Source organism: Cupriavidus sp. GW823-FHT07B10, assembly GCF_058794355.1.
In genome coordinates, this window is sequence record NZ_JBXAGS010000001.1 from 816,174 (window position 1) to 831,760 (window position 15,587).

A 15,587-nucleotide genomic window follows, 5' to 3' on the forward strand; every position below is an offset into this window, starting at 1 on the left:
CATCCACTGGAGAACATATGCGATCGATTCGTACTGGCTGGCTCAAATCCCTGCTGGCTGCCTCGCTGCTTGCCGGCGCCGGGCTGGCGTCCACCGCGGCGCAGGCCGCCGACCTGCTCGATACCGTCAAGCAGGCCGGCGTGCTAAAGATCGGCCTGGAGGGCACGTATCCGCCGTTCGGCTTCCGCGGCGCGAAGAACGAGCTGGAAGGGTTTGACGTGGACGTGGCGCGTGCGGTGGCGGGCAAGCTGGGGGTGAAGCCGGAGTTCGTCACCACCGAGTGGAGCGGCATCATTGCCGGCCTGCAGGCGGGCAAGTTCGACGTGATCGTCAACCAGGTCAACGTCACGCCTCAGCGCCAGCAAGTGCTGGACTTCTCCACGCCCTACGTCTACTCGGATGCGCAGCTGATCCAGCGCAAGGACGACAAGCGCCAGTTCAAGTCGCTGGAAGACCTGAAGGGCCACAAGCTCGGCGTCAGCCTGGGCAGCAATTTCAACGACCTGGCCAAGTCGGTGCCGGGCATCGACGTCAAGACCTATCCCGGCGCGCCTGAGTACCTGCGCGACCTCGCGGCACAGCGCGTCGACGCCGCGCTGAACGACCGGCTGATGGTCGCCTACCTAGTCAAGACCGCCAACCTGCCGCTGCGGCCGGGCGCGATCGTGGCGGGTGCCACCACGCAGGTGGCCATCCCGTTCCGCAAGGACAACCCCAAGTTCGCGCAGGCCATCAACCACGCGCTGGATGACCTGGGCAAGGACGGCACGCTTGGCAAGCTCTCGGTGAAGTGGTTCGGCACCGACGTGACCAGGCCCGCCGGTAAGCCAATCAAGTAAGCCAGTCAGGTAAGCCGGCCAGCAAGCCGGGCGGTATCATGTCGCGGCGCCGCGGTCTGCATGGCTGCCGCGCCGTTTTCTTTTTCATTCTTCTGCCGCCGCCACGCCCATGTCCGCTCTCCAGCTTGTCACCGATTCCCTGCCAGTGCTGCTGCAGGGCACGCTGCTGACCATCAAGTTCGCGTTGTGGTCGATGGTGTTCGGGCTGATGCTGGGCACGGTGGTGGCGCTGATGGGCATCAGCCATAGCCGTGTGCTCAAGGCGGCGGCGCGCACCTACGTCAGCATCATGCGCGGCACGCCGCTGCTGGTGCAGATCTTTGTCGTCTACTACGGGCTGCCGGGCATCGGCATCGCGCTGGAGCCCACGCCCGCGGGCGTGCTGACGCTGAGCCTGAACGTCGGCGCCTACCTGTCCGAGAGCATGCGCGGGGCCATCCTGGGCGTGTCGCGCGGCCAATGGCTGGCAGCCTACAGCCTGGGCCTGACGCCGGCGCAGGCACTGCGCTACGTGATCGGCCCGCAGGCGCTGCGGCTGGCGGTGCCAAGCCTGTCCAACAGCCTGATCAGCCTGATCAAGGACACCTCGCTGGTATCGGTCATCACCGTGACCGAGCTGCTGCGCACGGCGCAGGAGGTGATCGCGGCCACCTACCAGCCGCTGCCTCTGTACCTGGCGGTGGCGGCGATCTACTGGGTGCTGAGCACGGGGCTGTCGGGGGTGCAGCATATGCTGGAGCGGCGCTTGTCGCTGCCCGGACGCCACTGATCGGCGCGCAAAGAAAAAGGCCAGCTCTGCGGAGCTGGCCTTTTTTTATCGCCGGGCCGGTCAGCCCTGCGCGATGCGGCTGGCGATATGCCCCAGCGCCTCTTCCACCTGGTCCACCAGGACCAGGCACAGGTCGCCCGGCTGCAGGTGCGACAGCGCGGTATCGATGGCGAGGAACTCGCCACGGATCTCCTCGACCTGGCCGGCGCGTTGCGCGCCCTGCAGGCCTTCGCGCAGCAGCGCCAGCACCTCGCCGTCGGCGCGGCCGCGCTGGCACTGGTCCTGGTACAGGATGACTTCATCGAACACGCCGCCCAGGATCTGGGTCTGGCGGCGGATGTCGTCGTCGCGGCGGTCGCCCGCGCCGCTGATCACCACCATGCGCCGCTTGGCCGGGATGGTCTCGACAGCGTTGCACAGCGCCAGGATGGCATCCGGGTTGTGGCCGTAGTCGGCGATCAGCGTGGCGCCGCGGTAGTCGAACACGTTGAAGCGTCCCGGGGCGGTCTGCGCGTCGTTGACGAAGGTGGCCAGGCCGCGGCGGATGGTCGGCCAGTCGATGCCCAGCGCCCACGCGGCGGCGATCGACGACATCGCGTTATCGACCTGGAAGCCGATGGTGCCGTTGCGCGTCAGCGGGATCTCGGCTACCGTGATGCGCACTTCAGTATCGCCTTCGGACGCCACGATGTCGGCGCCGTCCACGAACACCACGCGCTTGCCCTGCGCGCGGTGCGTGGCCATGGCCGGCTGGTTGGGATCGTGGGCGAAGAAGGTGACGCTGCCGGGGCAGGCGTCGGCCATGCGCACCACCATCGGGTCGGCTGCGTTCAGGACCGCCATGCCGTGCGGCGCGACGTTCTGCACGATCACGCTCTTGAGCACCGCCAGGTCTTCCACCGAGTTGATGTAGGACAGGCCCAGGTGGTCGCCTTCGCCCACGTTGGTCACCACCGCCACGTCGCAGCGGTCGAAGGCCAGGCCTTCGCGCAGCAGGCCGCCGCGCGCGGTTTCAAACACGGCGGCGTCCACGTCCGGGTGCAGCAGCACGTTGCGCGCGCTGCGCGGGCCGCTGCAGTCGCCGGTGTCGATGCGCTCGCCCTGGATATACACGCCGTCGGTGCCGGTCATGCCCATGCGCAGGCCGCTGGTGGCCATGATATGGGTGATCAGCCGGACCGTGGTGGTCTTGCCGTTGGTGCCGGACACGGCCACCACCGGGATGCGGCCATCGTCGCCATCGGAGAACATGGTCGAGACAATGGCTTCACCGACCGCGCGGCCCTTGCCGTACGACGGCTGCAGGTGCATGCGCAGGCCCGGCGCGGCGTTGACCTCGACGATGCCGCCGGCCTGTTCCTCGAACGGCTTGAGCATGGTCTCGCACACGGCGTCGACGCCGGCGATGTCCAGGCCCACCATCTGCGCCGCCGCCACGGCACGCGCGGCGATGTCCGGGTGGACGTCATCGGTGACGTCGGTGGCGCTGCCGCCGGTGGACAGGTTGGCGTTGTTGCGCAACACCACGCGCGTGCCGTTGGCCGGCACGGAATCGGCGGTCAGGTTCTGCTTGGCCAGCGTGGCCAGCGCGATGTCGTCAAAGCGGATCTTGGTCAACGAGGTCGCATGGCCTTCACCGCGGCGCGGGTCGCGGTTCACTTCCTCGACCAGCTGGCGCACGGTATGCACGCCGTCGCCGATGACCTGCGGCGGGTCGCGGCGCGCGGCCGCCACCAGCTGCTTGCCGACCACCAGCAGGCGGAAGTCATGGCCCGGGATATAGCGCTCGACGATTACGTCCGAGCTGATGTCCGAGGCGACCTCGTAGGCCGTCATCACTTCCTCGCGGGTGCGGATGCGCACCGCCACACCCTTGCCCTGGTTGCCGTCGCGCGGCTTGACCACCACCGGGGCGTCGATTTCCTGCGCTGCGGCCCAGGCCTCTTCGGCGCTGCGCACCGAGCGGCCCAGCGGCACCGGCACGCCGGCGGCGTGCAGCAGGGTCTTGGTCAGGTCCTTGTCCTGCGCGATCGATTCGGCCACGGCGCTGGTGCGGTCGGTCTCTGCGGCCTGGATACGGCGCTGCTTGCTGCCCCAGCCGAACTGCACCATCGAGCCCTGCGTCAGGCGCCGGTAGGGGATGCCGCGCGCCACGGCGGCGTAGACGATGGAGCCGGTGCTGGGCCCCAGGCGCACGTCCTCGTCCAGCTCGCGCAGGCGGTGCAGCGCGTCTGCCAGGTCGAACGGGGTGTCGTTGCGCGCGGCGCGGCACAGGGCCTCGGCCAGCTCGAACGCAAGCCGGCCGACTTCTTCCTCGCTGTATTGCACGACCACCTGGTAGGTGCCGGGTTCGACCGTCTGCGCGGTGCGGCTGAAGGTGACCGGGCAGCCGGCGGCGGCCTGCAGGCGCAGCGCCGTTACTTCCAGCACGTGGGCCAGCGACAGCTCGCCCGATTCCTCGTCCGGGCGCAGCGGCCCGATCTCAGGGAAACGGGCGCGCAGCCGGTCTTCAAAACCGGGCAGGGCCGACAGCATGTTGGTGGCATCCTGGCAGGCCACGATCGCCTCGATGGCGGTGTGGCGGCACCACAGGTTCGGGCCCCGCAGGGCCCGGATACGTGAGACTTCCATAGAACGGTTTCCGTGTCTTCTATGCGCGGTTGAGCTTGGGGCCGCGTCAGGCGCGGCGCGCAGGCTGGCCCATCCAGTGGTGCACCAGGTCGACGGTGGCGCCGGTAGCGGCCTCGTCGCACTGCAGTACCAGCAGGTCGCCCGGCACCAGCTGGCTGAGCGCGGTTTCAATGGCGCTGGCGCGCGTGCCTTCGTCGATGATCTTGGTCACGCGCCGGCCTTCGTACAGGCCCTGCTTGAGCAGCGCGCGCGCCTCGGCATCGGGCAGGGCGCGCTTGACGCTGCGGTCCTCGCACAGGAAGACGCGGTCGAAATGCTGCCCCAGCGCCATGCCCTGGCGCACCAGGTCTTCGTCGCGGCGCTGCATGCCGGCGCCGTAGACCACCATGCGGCGCTCGGCCGGGAAGCGCTCCAGCGCGGTCGCCAGGGCTTCCAGCGCGGGCGCGTTGTGGGCGTCGTCGACCACCACGGTGGCGCCGTTGCGCTCGAACAGCGTGAAGCGGCCCGGTACGTCGACCTGGCCGACATCGAAGGTCACCACGCCGGCGCGGATCAGGTCGTTGGAAATGCCCAGCGCCCAGCCCGCGGCCACGGCCGCCAGCACGTTCTCGACCTGGAACGCGACGCGCCCGGCATAGGTCAGTGGCACCGCGGCCACGTCCACCAGCGCGGTCTCGCTGCTGCCGGTGGCCAGCACGATCTTGCCTTCGCGCAGGTACACCGCGCGCTTGCCGGCGGCGCGGTGCGACACGATAGCGGGCAGTTCCGGCGTCAGGCCGAAGAAGATCACGTCGCCGTCGCACAGCCCGGCCATCTCCACCAGGCGTTCGTCGCGCGCGTTGAGCACGGCCGCGCCGGTCTCCAGCACCACGTCGACCTGCGTGCGCAGCACGTTGTACATGCGGTCCTCGTCCTCGACGTAGTAGTCGCCGAGGTGGTCGGGCTGGTCGAAATTGGTGACCACGCCGACCTGGCAGCGGTCGTAGGCCAGGCCTTCGGAGAGGATGCTGCCGCTGTCGTTCTCGAACACGGCGGCCTCGACCGCGCGGTTCATCAGGATGCGATGGCCCGATTCCCAGTTGGCGCGGTCGCCGCTTTCCACCTGGCGGCGGTCCAGGAACAGCCCGTCGCTGCAGGCCAGGCCGGTATGCTTGCCCGACAGCTGCAGCAGGCGCGCCACCAGGCGCGCGACCACGGTCTTGCCGTTGGTGCCGGTCACGCCCACCACCGGGATGCGGCCCTGGTCGTCATCGGACTCAGGGAACAGGTGGTTGACGATGGCGCGGCCGACCGGGCGCGGCGTGCCTTCGGCCGGCTTGATATGCATCAGCAGGCCGGGGCCGGCGTTGACCTCGACGATGGCGCCGCGCTGCTCGGCCAGCGGGCGCGAGATGTCCTCAGCCACCAGGTCCACGCCGGCGATGTCCAGCCCGACCACGCGCGCGGCGAGCGCCGCATGCGCGGCGACGCTCGGGTGCACACGGTCGGTGACGTCGAAGGCGACATTGCCGTTGCGCTGGATCAGCACGGTGCGGCCTTCGGGCGGTACCGAGCTAGCGTTCATGCCCTGGCGCTTCAGTTCCAGGCGCGCGGCCGAGTCCAGCCGCACACGGTTCAGCGGATGATCCTCGGTGGTGCCGCGGCGCGGATCGGAATTGATCTGCAGCTCGATCAGCTCGTCGATGGTGGACTTGCCGTCGCCGACCACGCTCGCGGTCTCGCCCATGGCGGCGGCCACCAGGCGGCCGCCCACCACCAGCAGGCGGTGCTCGTTGCCGGGGATGAAGCGTTCGACGATGACGCCGTTGCCTTCGTCGATGGCCACGCCGTAGGCGGTCTCGACTTCCTCGCGGGTCATCAGGTTGGTGAACACGCCGCGGCCGTGGTTGCCGTCATAGGGCTTGACCACCACCGGCACGCCGATGTCCTCGGCGGCGTCCCAGGCGTCTGCCGGGGAATCGACCATGCGGCCCTCGGGGACCGGCACGCCGCAGGACTCCAGCAGGCTCTTGGTCAGGTCCTTGTCGCGCGAAATGCTTTCGCCGATGGCGCTGGTGCGGTCGGTCTCGGCGGTCCAGATGCGGCGCTGGCGCGCGCCGTAGCCCAGCTGCACCAGGTTGCCGTCCGACAGGCGGATCGCCGGGATGTCGCGGTCGTCCGCGGCATCGACGATGCAGGCGGTGCTGGGGCCCAGGCAATGCTCGTCCACCAGGCGGCGCAGGTTGTCCACGGCGGCGGGGACGTCGAAGGGACGGTCCTCGATCGCGGCCATGACCAGGTCGCGGGCGGTGAACAGGGCGACGCGGGTGACTTGCTCGTGCCAGGCGCGCACGATCACCTTGTAGACGCCGCGCACCGGGGTCTCGCGCGCCTTGCCGAAGCCGCCGGGCATGCCCGCCAGGTTCTGCAGCTCAAGCGTCACGTGTTCCAGGATATGGCCGGGCCAGGTGCCGTCCTTCACGCGCTGCAGGAAGCCGCCGCGCTCGCCGATACTGCAGCGATGCTCGATCAGCGACGGCAGCCAGGCCGACAGGCGCTCGTGGAACCCCGGAATCGTGTTGGAGGGAAAGTCCTCCAGTTCCCCGATATCGACCCATGCCTCCAGTACGGGCCGATATGTCCACATATTCGGGCCGCGCAGCGACATGACATCGAAAATCTCAATGTCCTTCTTTTTCATTGAATTAGCTTGAGGCAGTGGGCGGAACCGCCCGAGAAATGGAAGCCTAACCTTTCAGTAACGTTACAGCACAGAGCGGGTTGACTTTCTTCGTGTAAAAGTGATTGTGCAGTGCATCAGGAGTACCCGCGCGTTCGTCGTTATGTATACTGCGGGCGAATTCGCGGGCCGCCAGAGCGTGCCCGGCCTAAATTTGTTTCAAGTTATGTCCGTACCCCCTGGACGCACGCCGCGCCATCCATGACCCAGTCCTCCCTGCCTGTCCCTACCGCCCCTGCTGCCGACGAGCCCTGGCGTACCGAATCCGGATCGTGGCTCCGACCCGGCGAGACCGTCCTGGCCGGACTGGCTCTGGACCTCGACGCGAAGCTGCATTTTACCCAAGGGTGGCTGGTTGTGACCGACCAGCGCATCGTTGCCCGGGCTCCCGGTGAAAAAAATGTGCGGGAATGGAACATCGGGACCTCCCTGCGCCTGTCGCACACCGACCACGCGGGCGTGGGCGCGCTGGAACTGAGCGGTCCAGAAGGCCGGCTGGCGAGCTGGCGATACACGCTTGGTTACAATCCGGCCGCGCTGCGGCTGGCCGACCAGTTCGAATTCCAGCGCGATGCCGCCGGCGCGCGCCCGGCGGGCGGGGCGGGCGAAGTGCTGTGCCCGACCTGCAAGGCGCCGCTGCCGCCGGACGAGGAACAGTGCCCCCAATGCAGCCGGGAGCTGGAAACCCCGCCGTCGACCTGGGCGCTGCTGCGCCTGTGGCGCTTTGCCCGGCCGTACCAGTGGCAACTGCTGGCGGGCTTCCTGCTGACGCTGCTGTCCACCGCGGCCACGCTGGTGCCGCCGTACCTGACCATGCCGCTGATGGACAAGGTGCTGATCCCGTTCCAGAACGGGGTGCCGATCGACTACGGGCTGGTGCGTCTGTACCTCGCGGGATTGCTGGGGGCGGCGCTGGTGGCCTGGTCGCTGGGGTGGGCGCGCACTTACCTGCTCGCGCGCGTATCGGAGCGTATCGGCGCCGATCTGCGCACTACCACGTACGAACATCTGCTAAAGCTGTCGCTGGAATACTTCGGCGGCAAGCGCACCGGCGATCTGATGGCGCGCATCGGCTCGGAAAGCGACCGCATCTGCGTCTTCCTGTCGCTGCACCTGCTGGACTTTGCCACCGACGTGCTGATGATCCTCATGACGGCGGTGATCCTGGTGTCGATCAACCCGTGGCTGGCATTGGTCACGCTGGTGCCGCTGCCGTTCATCGCCTGGATGATCCACCTGGTGCGCGACCGCCTGCGCCACGGCTTCGAGAAGATCGACCGGATCTGGTCCGAGATCACCAATGTGCTGGCCGATACCATCCCCGGCATCCGCGTGGTCAAGGCCTTTGCCCAGGAAAAGCGTGAGGTGTCGCGCTTCCGCGAGGCCAACAAGCACAACCTAGCGATCAACGACCGCGTCAACGCGGTATGGTCGCTGTTCACGCCGACGGTCACCCTGCTGACCGAGATCGGCCTGCTGATCGTGTGGGTGTTCGGCATCTGGCAGGTGTCGCACAGCGCCATCACGGTGGGTGTGCTGGTGGCGTTCCTGACCTATATCAGCCGCTTCTATACCCGCCTGGATTCGATGAGCCGGATCGTCTCGGTGACGCAGAAGGCCGCTGCCGGCGCCAAGCGCATCTTCGACATCCTCGACCATGTCTCGAGCGTGCCGGAGCCGGTGCGCCCGGCGAAGCTGGACAAGGTCGAAGGCGCCATCGACATGAGCGACCTGGGCTTCCGCTACGGCAACCGCGCGGTGATCCGCGGGCTGAACCTGTCGATCGAGCCGGGCGAGATGATTGGCCTGGTGGGGCACAGCGGCTCGGGCAAGAGCACGCTGGTCAACCTGATCTGCCGTTTCTACGATGTTTCCGAGGGCGCGATCCGCGTCGACGGCGTCGATATCCGCTCGCTGCCGGTGTCGGAGTACCGCCGCCATATCGGCCTGGTGCTGCAGGAGCCGTTCCTGTTCTTCGGCACGATTGCCGACAATATTGCCTATGGCAAGCCCGACGCCACGCGCGAGGAGATCATCGCCGCCGCGCGCGCCGCGCATGCGCACGAGTTCATCCTGCGCCTGCCGCACGGCTATGACTCGCTGGTCGGTGAGCGTGGCCAGGCGCTGTCAGGCGGCGAGCGCCAGCGCATCTCGATCGCGCGCGCGCTGCTGATCAACCCGCGCATCCTGATCATGGACGAGGCCACCTCGTCGGTCGACACCGCCACCGAGAAGGAAATCCAGAAGGCGCTCGACAACCTGGTGCAGGGCCGCACCACCATCGCCATCGCGCACCGCCTGTCGACACTGCGCAAGGCCGACCGGCTGGTGGTGATGGACCGCGGCCAGATCGTCGAAGTCGGCAGCCATGATGAGCTGCTGTTGCGCGAAGGCGCATACTACAAGCTGTACCAGGCGCAGGCGCGCAATGTCGACACCGAGGACGGCGAAGACGAAGCGATCGAAACGCCGGAGGCCGCCAATGCCCAATGACGTTCCCGCCACCACGCCGACGCCCATGTTTACGCTAGATCGCAATCGTTTTGGCCGCCTGGTCCTGATCGCCGAAGACGGCACCGTCCACGAAGGCGTGGTGCCGGTGCGCGCCTTCCCGATTTCCGCGCCGCAGGGCGGCATCGGCCTGATGAGCACCGACGGGCATGAGGTGGTGTGGATTCCGCGGCTGGAGGATGTGCCGCAGGCAGAGCGCGACATGATCGAAGCGGAACTCGCCTCGCGCGAGTTCATGCCGGAGATCCAGCGTATCGTCAGCGTGTCGACCTACGCCACGCCCAGCGTGTGGACGGTGCAGACCGATCGCGGCAAGACCGAGCTGGTGCTGCGCGGCGAAGAGGCAATCCGGCGCCTGGCCGGCAGCACGCTGCTGATATCGGACACGCACGGCATCCACTACCTGATCCGCGACCTGACGGCGCTGGACAAGCACAGCCGCAAGATCCTCGACCGCTTCCTCTGAGGTGTCGCTGGCGACGCCGAAACCCGGGCCGGCGCGCTGCCGGCCGGGTTCCTGATCCTTGTTCCTAGTGCAGCATCTCGGATGCGTCGTCTTCGTCGTCCCAGTCATCGTGCATGACCGGCACGTCAGGCGCCATGTCGAACACCATCGAGTGGTAGCGCACGCTGAACCACTCGCGGAACATCTGCAGCGACAGTTCCTCGGGCCACATCGAGTCATCGAACCACTCGCCCAGCATGAATTCAAAGAATTCCTGCCAGCGCTTCTCGACCCAGCGCAAGGCGTTGTCGTGCGTATCGGCCAGCTCTTCCGGCAGCAGAAACACGCTCTGGTCTTCGCGCACCTGCTCTAGCGTGAGGCCGGCCACCGGCTGGGGATCGACCGCCTGGATCCAGTCCAGGAACGGCTGTTCCGGGACCAGCGCGACCATGGAACGGTTGATGGTGAAGCGGGGATGGTCAGACATGGCGAAAGCCTTCAAGGACTGCAACCGCCTATTGTAGTCCTTCGCCGTGCGGCTTCCGTGCGCGCTACTGATAATCCATGGTAAAGATCATCGCGCTTGATACCGTCCCCGGGGAGGGCGTGCCGCCAAGGCCGATGTAGCGCGCGCCGAAGCGGTATGTGGCGGGGACGTTGGCCGTGATGTTGCCCATCGCATTGCGCACCTGCAGGGGTACAGGCTCGGTGCCGCTCGCATTGACGATCTGCACGCCTGCGCCGCTGGCCATGCCGCCCGTCCCGGCATTGACGATACCAAGGATGCCATTCGCGGCCGAGGCTACCGGCGTGCCTATGGCCCCGTCCAGTGTCATGCCAACAATCGCCGCGCCACTGCAGGTCAGCTGGATGGCGAAGGGCGTATTGCCGCCCGCGCCCTGGTTTGCGAGCGTCGTGGCACTGATTGCAGGCAGGTTGACCACGGGGGGATAGTTGGTGTTGCAGGCAATTTCCCGCGGTGTCACGTTGCCGCTGAAGCCGATATAGTTGTCGACGCCACCCAGTCCCCCTGCCGTGCTGCCCTTGTAGACGCCGAAGCCGAAGCGGGTCTGGGTGGGATCAAGATTGCCTGAAGTGATCGTCCCGGTCTTCACGAATTCCACCGATACCGACACCGAATAGTTCAGGCTGGCGTCCAGGTAGCCAAGGTTTGCGCTGCGGGTATCGCAGTTCAAGCCGGCTGCGTTGGTCATGGGCTGGCCCGCTGCATTGCGCAGCCGGATGCCGATGCCGGCGACTCCGGTGGAGTAGACGCCGGGCATGACTTCAGTGCCGCTGCCGTAGTAGCAGGAGATGATGGGAGCACCGGCCACCACGTACGGCGGCACGTTGGTACAGGTGCCGCTGAATGAGTAGTAATGCACTGTTCCGGGAATGGTGCTGCCGACGGCGAGGTTGGCGGCGACTGCCATGTTGCTGAGTGCCTGCAGATATGGCATCGCCGGCGTGGAGCTGCAGGCCGCATGAGCCAAATGCGGGACCGCAAAGCATGCAAGTACCACCAGCCAGTGGCGCAGGGTGCTGATTAGCTGTTTTCCGTTCATGGCAGGGCTCGCGGTGATGGCATGTGCGGCGCGCACAAACGGCCAGGTTGTGCGGCCCTCCGGCTTTCCGGCATGCCGGTTAAAGTTGCGCTACTACGATACGTGTGGCGCATTCCCGGCAGCAATAAGGCTTGCCTTAAATCTGGGTCAGAGATTTCATGCCACCGGAACGGAAGAACTGCCCAACAACCCCATGATCCACACCGTGTCGCAAGGCTTTGTGATCCGGACTTCCCGCTTTCGTGCAGCCATTGAGGAAAACGACAAGCGCATTGCCGCCGGTTGCTGGCTATAGTCTGCGAGGGGCTGCAGGCAGGCCATGCGGCCTGATGCGTGCAAGGCATGAATCAATTCTTGCCCGTCATGAATCGGGCGCCTGCCGACAAGGCAAAAGCCCGGCAAGGAGAAGTCATGGATACGTATGTCGACCTGCAGCGGGCCATACTGAACAACATACCGGACCAGGCCTGGTTGAAGGACGCCGGCTCCCGCTACGTCCTGGTCAATGACGCCTTCATGGCCGCATGCGGGCGGTCCGAGGCCGAGATTCTGGGCAGCACGCCGGACAAGGTGTGGTCGGAGGAATGGGGACAGGTCTACCTGGACACCGACAACGCCGTGGTGGCCAGCGGCATCCGCCGGCGTTATGAGGAATGCCGTCACGGCCAGGACGGTAGCCTGCGCTGGTTCGATACCATCAAGATGCCGATTCGGGGCCAGGACGGCGCGGTCGTCGGCACGGTTGGCATCTCGCGCGACATTACCGACCGCAAGCGCTCCGAGCAGGAGCTGCTGGACTCGCGCGCGCAGCTGCGTGAGCTGTCCGCCTACCTGCAGTCCGTGCGCGAGGCGGAGCGCACCCGGATCTCACGCGAGCTGCACGATGAGCTTGGGCAGTCCCTGACGGCATTGCGCCTGGGACTCAGCTTTATCGAAGCGCAGCAGGGCCCCGATGCCGGCGACGCGTGCCGCAAGCATTTGCAGATGCTCAAGCAGATCGCGGATTCGACGGTGGACGCGGTGCAGCGCATCGCGGCAGACCTGCGCCCGCCGCTGCTGGATGAGCTGGGGCTGACCGCGGCGATCGAGTGGCTGGCCGAGTCTTTTTCCGAGCGCGGCGGCATCGCCTGCGAGCTGGCGCTGCAGCCCGTCGGCGAGCTCAGCGCCGAACTCAGCACCGCGGTCTTTCGCATCGCGCAGGAAGCGCTGACCAATGCCTGCCGCCATGGCCGCGCCGATCGCGTGCGGGTGGAGCTGAGCGCGGCCGGCGGGACCTTGCGGCTGGTGGTTGCCGACAACGGCCGCGGCATCGATGCGTCCAGGGCCGGGCATCGCCGCAGCCTGGGTTTGCTGGGGATGCGCGAGCGTGCGCTGATGCTGGGCGGCAAGCTGGCGGTAACCAGCGAGAAGGGCGGCGGCACCCGGGTCGAGGCGCAGATCCCCAATGCCGGCACTGCCGGCAACGGAGGCGCAAGATGATCCGCCTGATGCTTGCCGACGACCACACCATCATCCGCGACGGGCTCAAGAAGATCTTCTCCACCGTGCCCGACATGCAGGTGGTGGCCGAAGCCGCCGACGGCTGCGAAGTGTTGGCGCTGCTGCGCGCGCAGACGCCGGACGTGCTGTTGCTGGACATGTCGATGCCGGGGCGCAGCGGCATCCTGCTGATCCAGCAGATACGGGCCGGCTATCCGGCGCTACCGATCCTGGTGCTGAGCATGTACCGCGAGTCGCAATATGCGGTGCAGGCTATCCGCGCGGGCGCGGCTGGCTACCTGACCAAGAATGTCGAGTCCGACCAGCTGCTCGGTGCCATCCGCAAGGTGGCGCGCGGCGGTACCGCAGTCTCGCCGGCGATTGCCGACAAGCTCCTCAGCCAAGCCCGGCAGCCCGATGCCATGTTGCCGCATGCACGCCTGACGGCGCGTGAACTGCAGGTGTTCCAGATGCTGGCCGAGGGGCTGGGCATCAACGAGGTCGCCGCGGCGCTGTCGCTCAGCGCCAAGACGGTAAGCACCCACAAGGCCAACATTCTCGGCAAGATGGATATCGCTTCGACGGCCGGGCTGGTGCACTACGCCATCCGCCACGGCCTGCTCGCCGAAGCCGGGGACGCGGCCTAGTCTGCTGCGGTGCGTCTAGGAAAATCCTTAGGTCGAATTCAGCCAATCCTGATGTAGTGATGCCGCCCCGGCACCTACGCTTCAGGTAGCGAAGCCCTGACTTCGCCTGCATAACAAGACCTGAGGAGACAAGCCATGCAGCTGGACCTGCTGATCCGGGACGCCTGCGTTCGCGACGACGCGCCCCTGACCGATATCGCCATCCGCGACGGCCGCATCGCCGCCATCGAGCCCGGCATCGACGTGCCGGCGCATGAAGTGATCGAGACCGGCGGCCGCGCGGTCATCCCGGGGCTGGTCGAAGCGCACCTGCACCTGGACAAGGCACTGCTGCACCGCCGCCTGCCGGCGCGCTTCGGCACGCTGGACGAAGCCATCCGCGTCACCGGCATCCTGAAAAGCAAGCAGCAGCGCCAGGATGTGCTGGACCGCTCGCGCCAGGTGCTGGACATGGCGGTCAGGAACGGCACGGTGGCGATCCGCGCGCATCCCGATGTCGACCTGATCCAGGGGCTGATCGGGGTGGAGACGCTGCTTGAACTGAAATCGGAGTACCACGATCTGCTCGACCTGCAGATCGTGGCCTTCCCGCAAGAGGGCATCCTGAAATCGCAGGGCACCCGCGAGCTGCTGACAGAGGCCATGGACATGGGCGCCGATGTGGTCGGCGGCTGCCCGTACAACGAGCTGAGCTGGGCCGACACCATGCGCCATATCGACATGGTCTTCGAACTGGCGCAACGCTATGACGCGCCGGTCGACATGCATGCCGATTTTGCCGACGACACCGGCGACCAGCGCTTTGCCGCAGTGTCATATATCGCGCAGAAGACCATCGAAGCCGGCTACCAGGGGCGCGTGTCGCTGGGCCATGTCACGAGCCTGGGCGCGCTTGACGCGGCGCAGCTGCAGCCGCTGATCGAGCAGATCCGCGAGGCCGGCATCAGCATCGTCACGCTGCCCGCCACCGATCTCTATCTCGGCGGCCGCAAGGACGTCCAGAACCAGCGCCGCGGGCTGGCGCCGGTGAAGGCCCTGCACAGCGGCGGCGTCAACGTGGCGTATTCCTCGAACAATATCCGCAACGCCTTCACGCCGTTCGGCAAGGCCGACATGCTGCAGATCGGCAACATGCTGGCGCACGTGGCCCAGTTCGGCGTGCCCGAGCACCAGCTCGCGGTGCTCGACATGGGCACGCACAACGCCGCGCGCGCGATCGGCCTGCACGACACCTATGGCCTCAAGGTCGGGCGCCAGGCTGACCTGGTCGTGCTCGATACCTTCCAGGTGGCCGATGCGCTGATCGACATCCCGCCGCGGCTGTGGGTGGTCAAGCGCGGCAAGATCACCGTAGTCACGCAGCATCGCTGCGAGATCCATCGGCACCGGTGCTGCCCACACTGACAGCAAAGCCCGTTCCCCGTCCATCAAGGAGTCGATCATGAGAAAGCTGCCCGCCGAAGTCGTGGCTTCACTGCTTGCCATCACCACCGTTCCCATCGCCGCGCATGCCTCGCACCTGCCGCCATGGGCCATCTTCATCAGCTGGGCCGCGACCTTTGCCATGGGCGGTCCCACGCCGGAGAACCTGAAGAAGATCTGGCCGACACTGCCGGTGGGCTCGCTCTTTGCCTTTGTCATCGTGCTTTGCTTCCGCCAGGCGGCCGAGCAGTTCTCCGGGCCAGCGCTGATCGTGGCGGAGATGGTGATCCTGTTCGCGCTCAACGCTTCGATGATGTATCTCGCTCGCGTGTTCGTCACGCTGCGCTTCATCCCCGGCATGTTCTTTGGCTTTGCCTCGTATTTCGCCACGCTGTTCGGCGGCTTCGGCCCGGTGCCGGGCGATCCCGTTGTCGCGCTTGGCGCGGTGATCGCCATGAATGCGCTCGGACCGGCCTATGCCTGGATCAAGCATCACTACGCGGCACCGGAATCCGTTGCCGAACGCCCATGGCAAGGCTGGAAGACCGAGACCTGAGCCG

At 66.8% G+C, this 15,587-nt stretch carries 12 protein-coding genes; 8 read left to right on the top strand and 4 right to left on the bottom strand.

Translation table 11 applies throughout. From position 1 onward, the window contains the following. Positions 1-17: 17 nt before the first annotated feature. Together AC1Q6V_RS03850 and AC1Q6V_RS03855 are read left to right on the top strand one after the other, a co-directional pair. A complete protein-coding gene (locus tag AC1Q6V_RS03850; protein WP_011614689.1) occupies positions 18-839 on the top strand; it encodes a transporter substrate-binding domain-containing protein in 822 nt (273 codons plus the stop codon). Positions 840-948: 109 nt separating this feature from the next. Continuing rightward, positions 949-1,608 (top strand): amino acid ABC transporter permease, encoded by a 660-nt coding sequence (locus AC1Q6V_RS03855; protein WP_010812979.1) that lies wholly within the window; start codon positions 949-951, stop codon positions 1,606-1,608. 60 nt (positions 1,609-1,668) lie between these two features. Here AC1Q6V_RS03855 and cphA (AC1Q6V_RS03860) read toward each other — a convergent pair whose 3' ends face one another. Together cphA (AC1Q6V_RS03860) and cphA (AC1Q6V_RS03865) are read right to left on the bottom strand one after the other, a co-directional pair. Continuing rightward, the gene (gene cphA, locus AC1Q6V_RS03860; RefSeq protein WP_454750220.1) at positions 1,669-4,239 is read right to left on the bottom strand and encodes a cyanophycin synthetase; all 2,571 of its coding nucleotides are present in this window, start codon (positions 4,237-4,239) and stop codon (positions 1,669-1,671) included. A 46-nt stretch (positions 4,240-4,285) separates the two neighbouring features. Continuing rightward, positions 4,286-6,919 (bottom strand): cyanophycin synthetase, encoded by a 2,634-nt coding sequence (gene cphA / locus AC1Q6V_RS03865; protein ID WP_011614691.1) that lies wholly within the window; start codon positions 6,917-6,919, stop codon positions 4,286-4,288. A 240-nt stretch (positions 6,920-7,159) separates the two neighbouring features. Here cphA (AC1Q6V_RS03865) and AC1Q6V_RS03870 point away from each other — a divergent pair, with 240 nt between their 5' ends. Both AC1Q6V_RS03870 and AC1Q6V_RS03875 read left to right on the top strand, forming a co-directional pair. Continuing rightward, positions 7,160-9,451 (top strand): cyanophycin metabolism-associated ABC transporter, encoded by a 2,292-nt coding sequence (locus AC1Q6V_RS03870; RefSeq protein ID WP_011614692.1) that lies wholly within the window; start codon positions 7,160-7,162, stop codon positions 9,449-9,451. Continuing rightward, positions 9,441-9,935: a cyanophycin metabolism-associated DUF1854 family protein gene (locus AC1Q6V_RS03875; protein ID WP_010812975.1), complete on the top strand. Its 495-nt coding sequence runs from the start codon at positions 9,441-9,443 to the stop codon at positions 9,933-9,935. The genes AC1Q6V_RS03870 and AC1Q6V_RS03875 overlap by 11 nt, the downstream gene beginning before the upstream one ends. A 64-nt stretch (positions 9,936-9,999) precedes the next feature. On the opposite strand, the gene AC1Q6V_RS03880 is transcribed toward AC1Q6V_RS03875, so the two are convergent. Both AC1Q6V_RS03880 and AC1Q6V_RS03885 read right to left on the bottom strand, forming a co-directional pair. Then, a complete protein-coding gene (locus tag AC1Q6V_RS03880; RefSeq protein ID WP_010812974.1) occupies positions 10,000-10,401 on the bottom strand; it encodes a hypothetical protein in 402 nt (133 codons plus the stop codon). Positions 10,402-10,465: 64 nt separating this feature from the next. Continuing rightward, positions 10,466-11,479: a fimbrial protein gene (locus AC1Q6V_RS03885; RefSeq protein WP_143010658.1), complete on the bottom strand. Its 1,014-nt coding sequence runs from the start codon at positions 11,477-11,479 to the stop codon at positions 10,466-10,468. Positions 11,480-11,890: 411 nt separating this feature from the next. On the opposite strand from AC1Q6V_RS03885, the gene AC1Q6V_RS03890 reads away from it, so the two are divergent. The 4 genes from AC1Q6V_RS03890 (at position 11,891) to AC1Q6V_RS03905 (ending at position 15,583) form a co-directional block, all read left to right on the top strand. Next, positions 11,891-12,958, top strand: coding sequence for a sensor histidine kinase (locus AC1Q6V_RS03890; RefSeq protein WP_454750221.1), 1,068 nt, complete (start codon positions 11,891-11,893; stop codon positions 12,956-12,958). Continuing rightward, on the top strand, positions 12,955-13,605 hold the full coding sequence (locus AC1Q6V_RS03895; protein WP_010812971.1) for a response regulator: 651 nt from the start codon (positions 12,955-12,957) through the stop codon (positions 13,603-13,605). The genes AC1Q6V_RS03890 and AC1Q6V_RS03895 overlap by 4 nt, the downstream gene beginning before the upstream one ends. A gap of 135 nt (positions 13,606-13,740) precedes the next feature. Then, positions 13,741-15,009 carry an amidohydrolase family protein gene (locus tag AC1Q6V_RS03900; protein WP_011614695.1) on the top strand — a complete coding sequence of 423 codons (1,269 nt, stop codon included), beginning with the start codon at positions 13,741-13,743 and terminating at the stop codon, positions 15,007-15,009. Between the two features lie 37 nt (positions 15,010-15,046). Further along, positions 15,047-15,583: a DUF1097 domain-containing protein gene (locus tag AC1Q6V_RS03905; RefSeq protein ID WP_010812969.1), complete on the top strand. Its 537-nt coding sequence runs from the start codon at positions 15,047-15,049 to the stop codon at positions 15,581-15,583. Positions 15,584-15,587 lie beyond the last annotated feature (4 nt).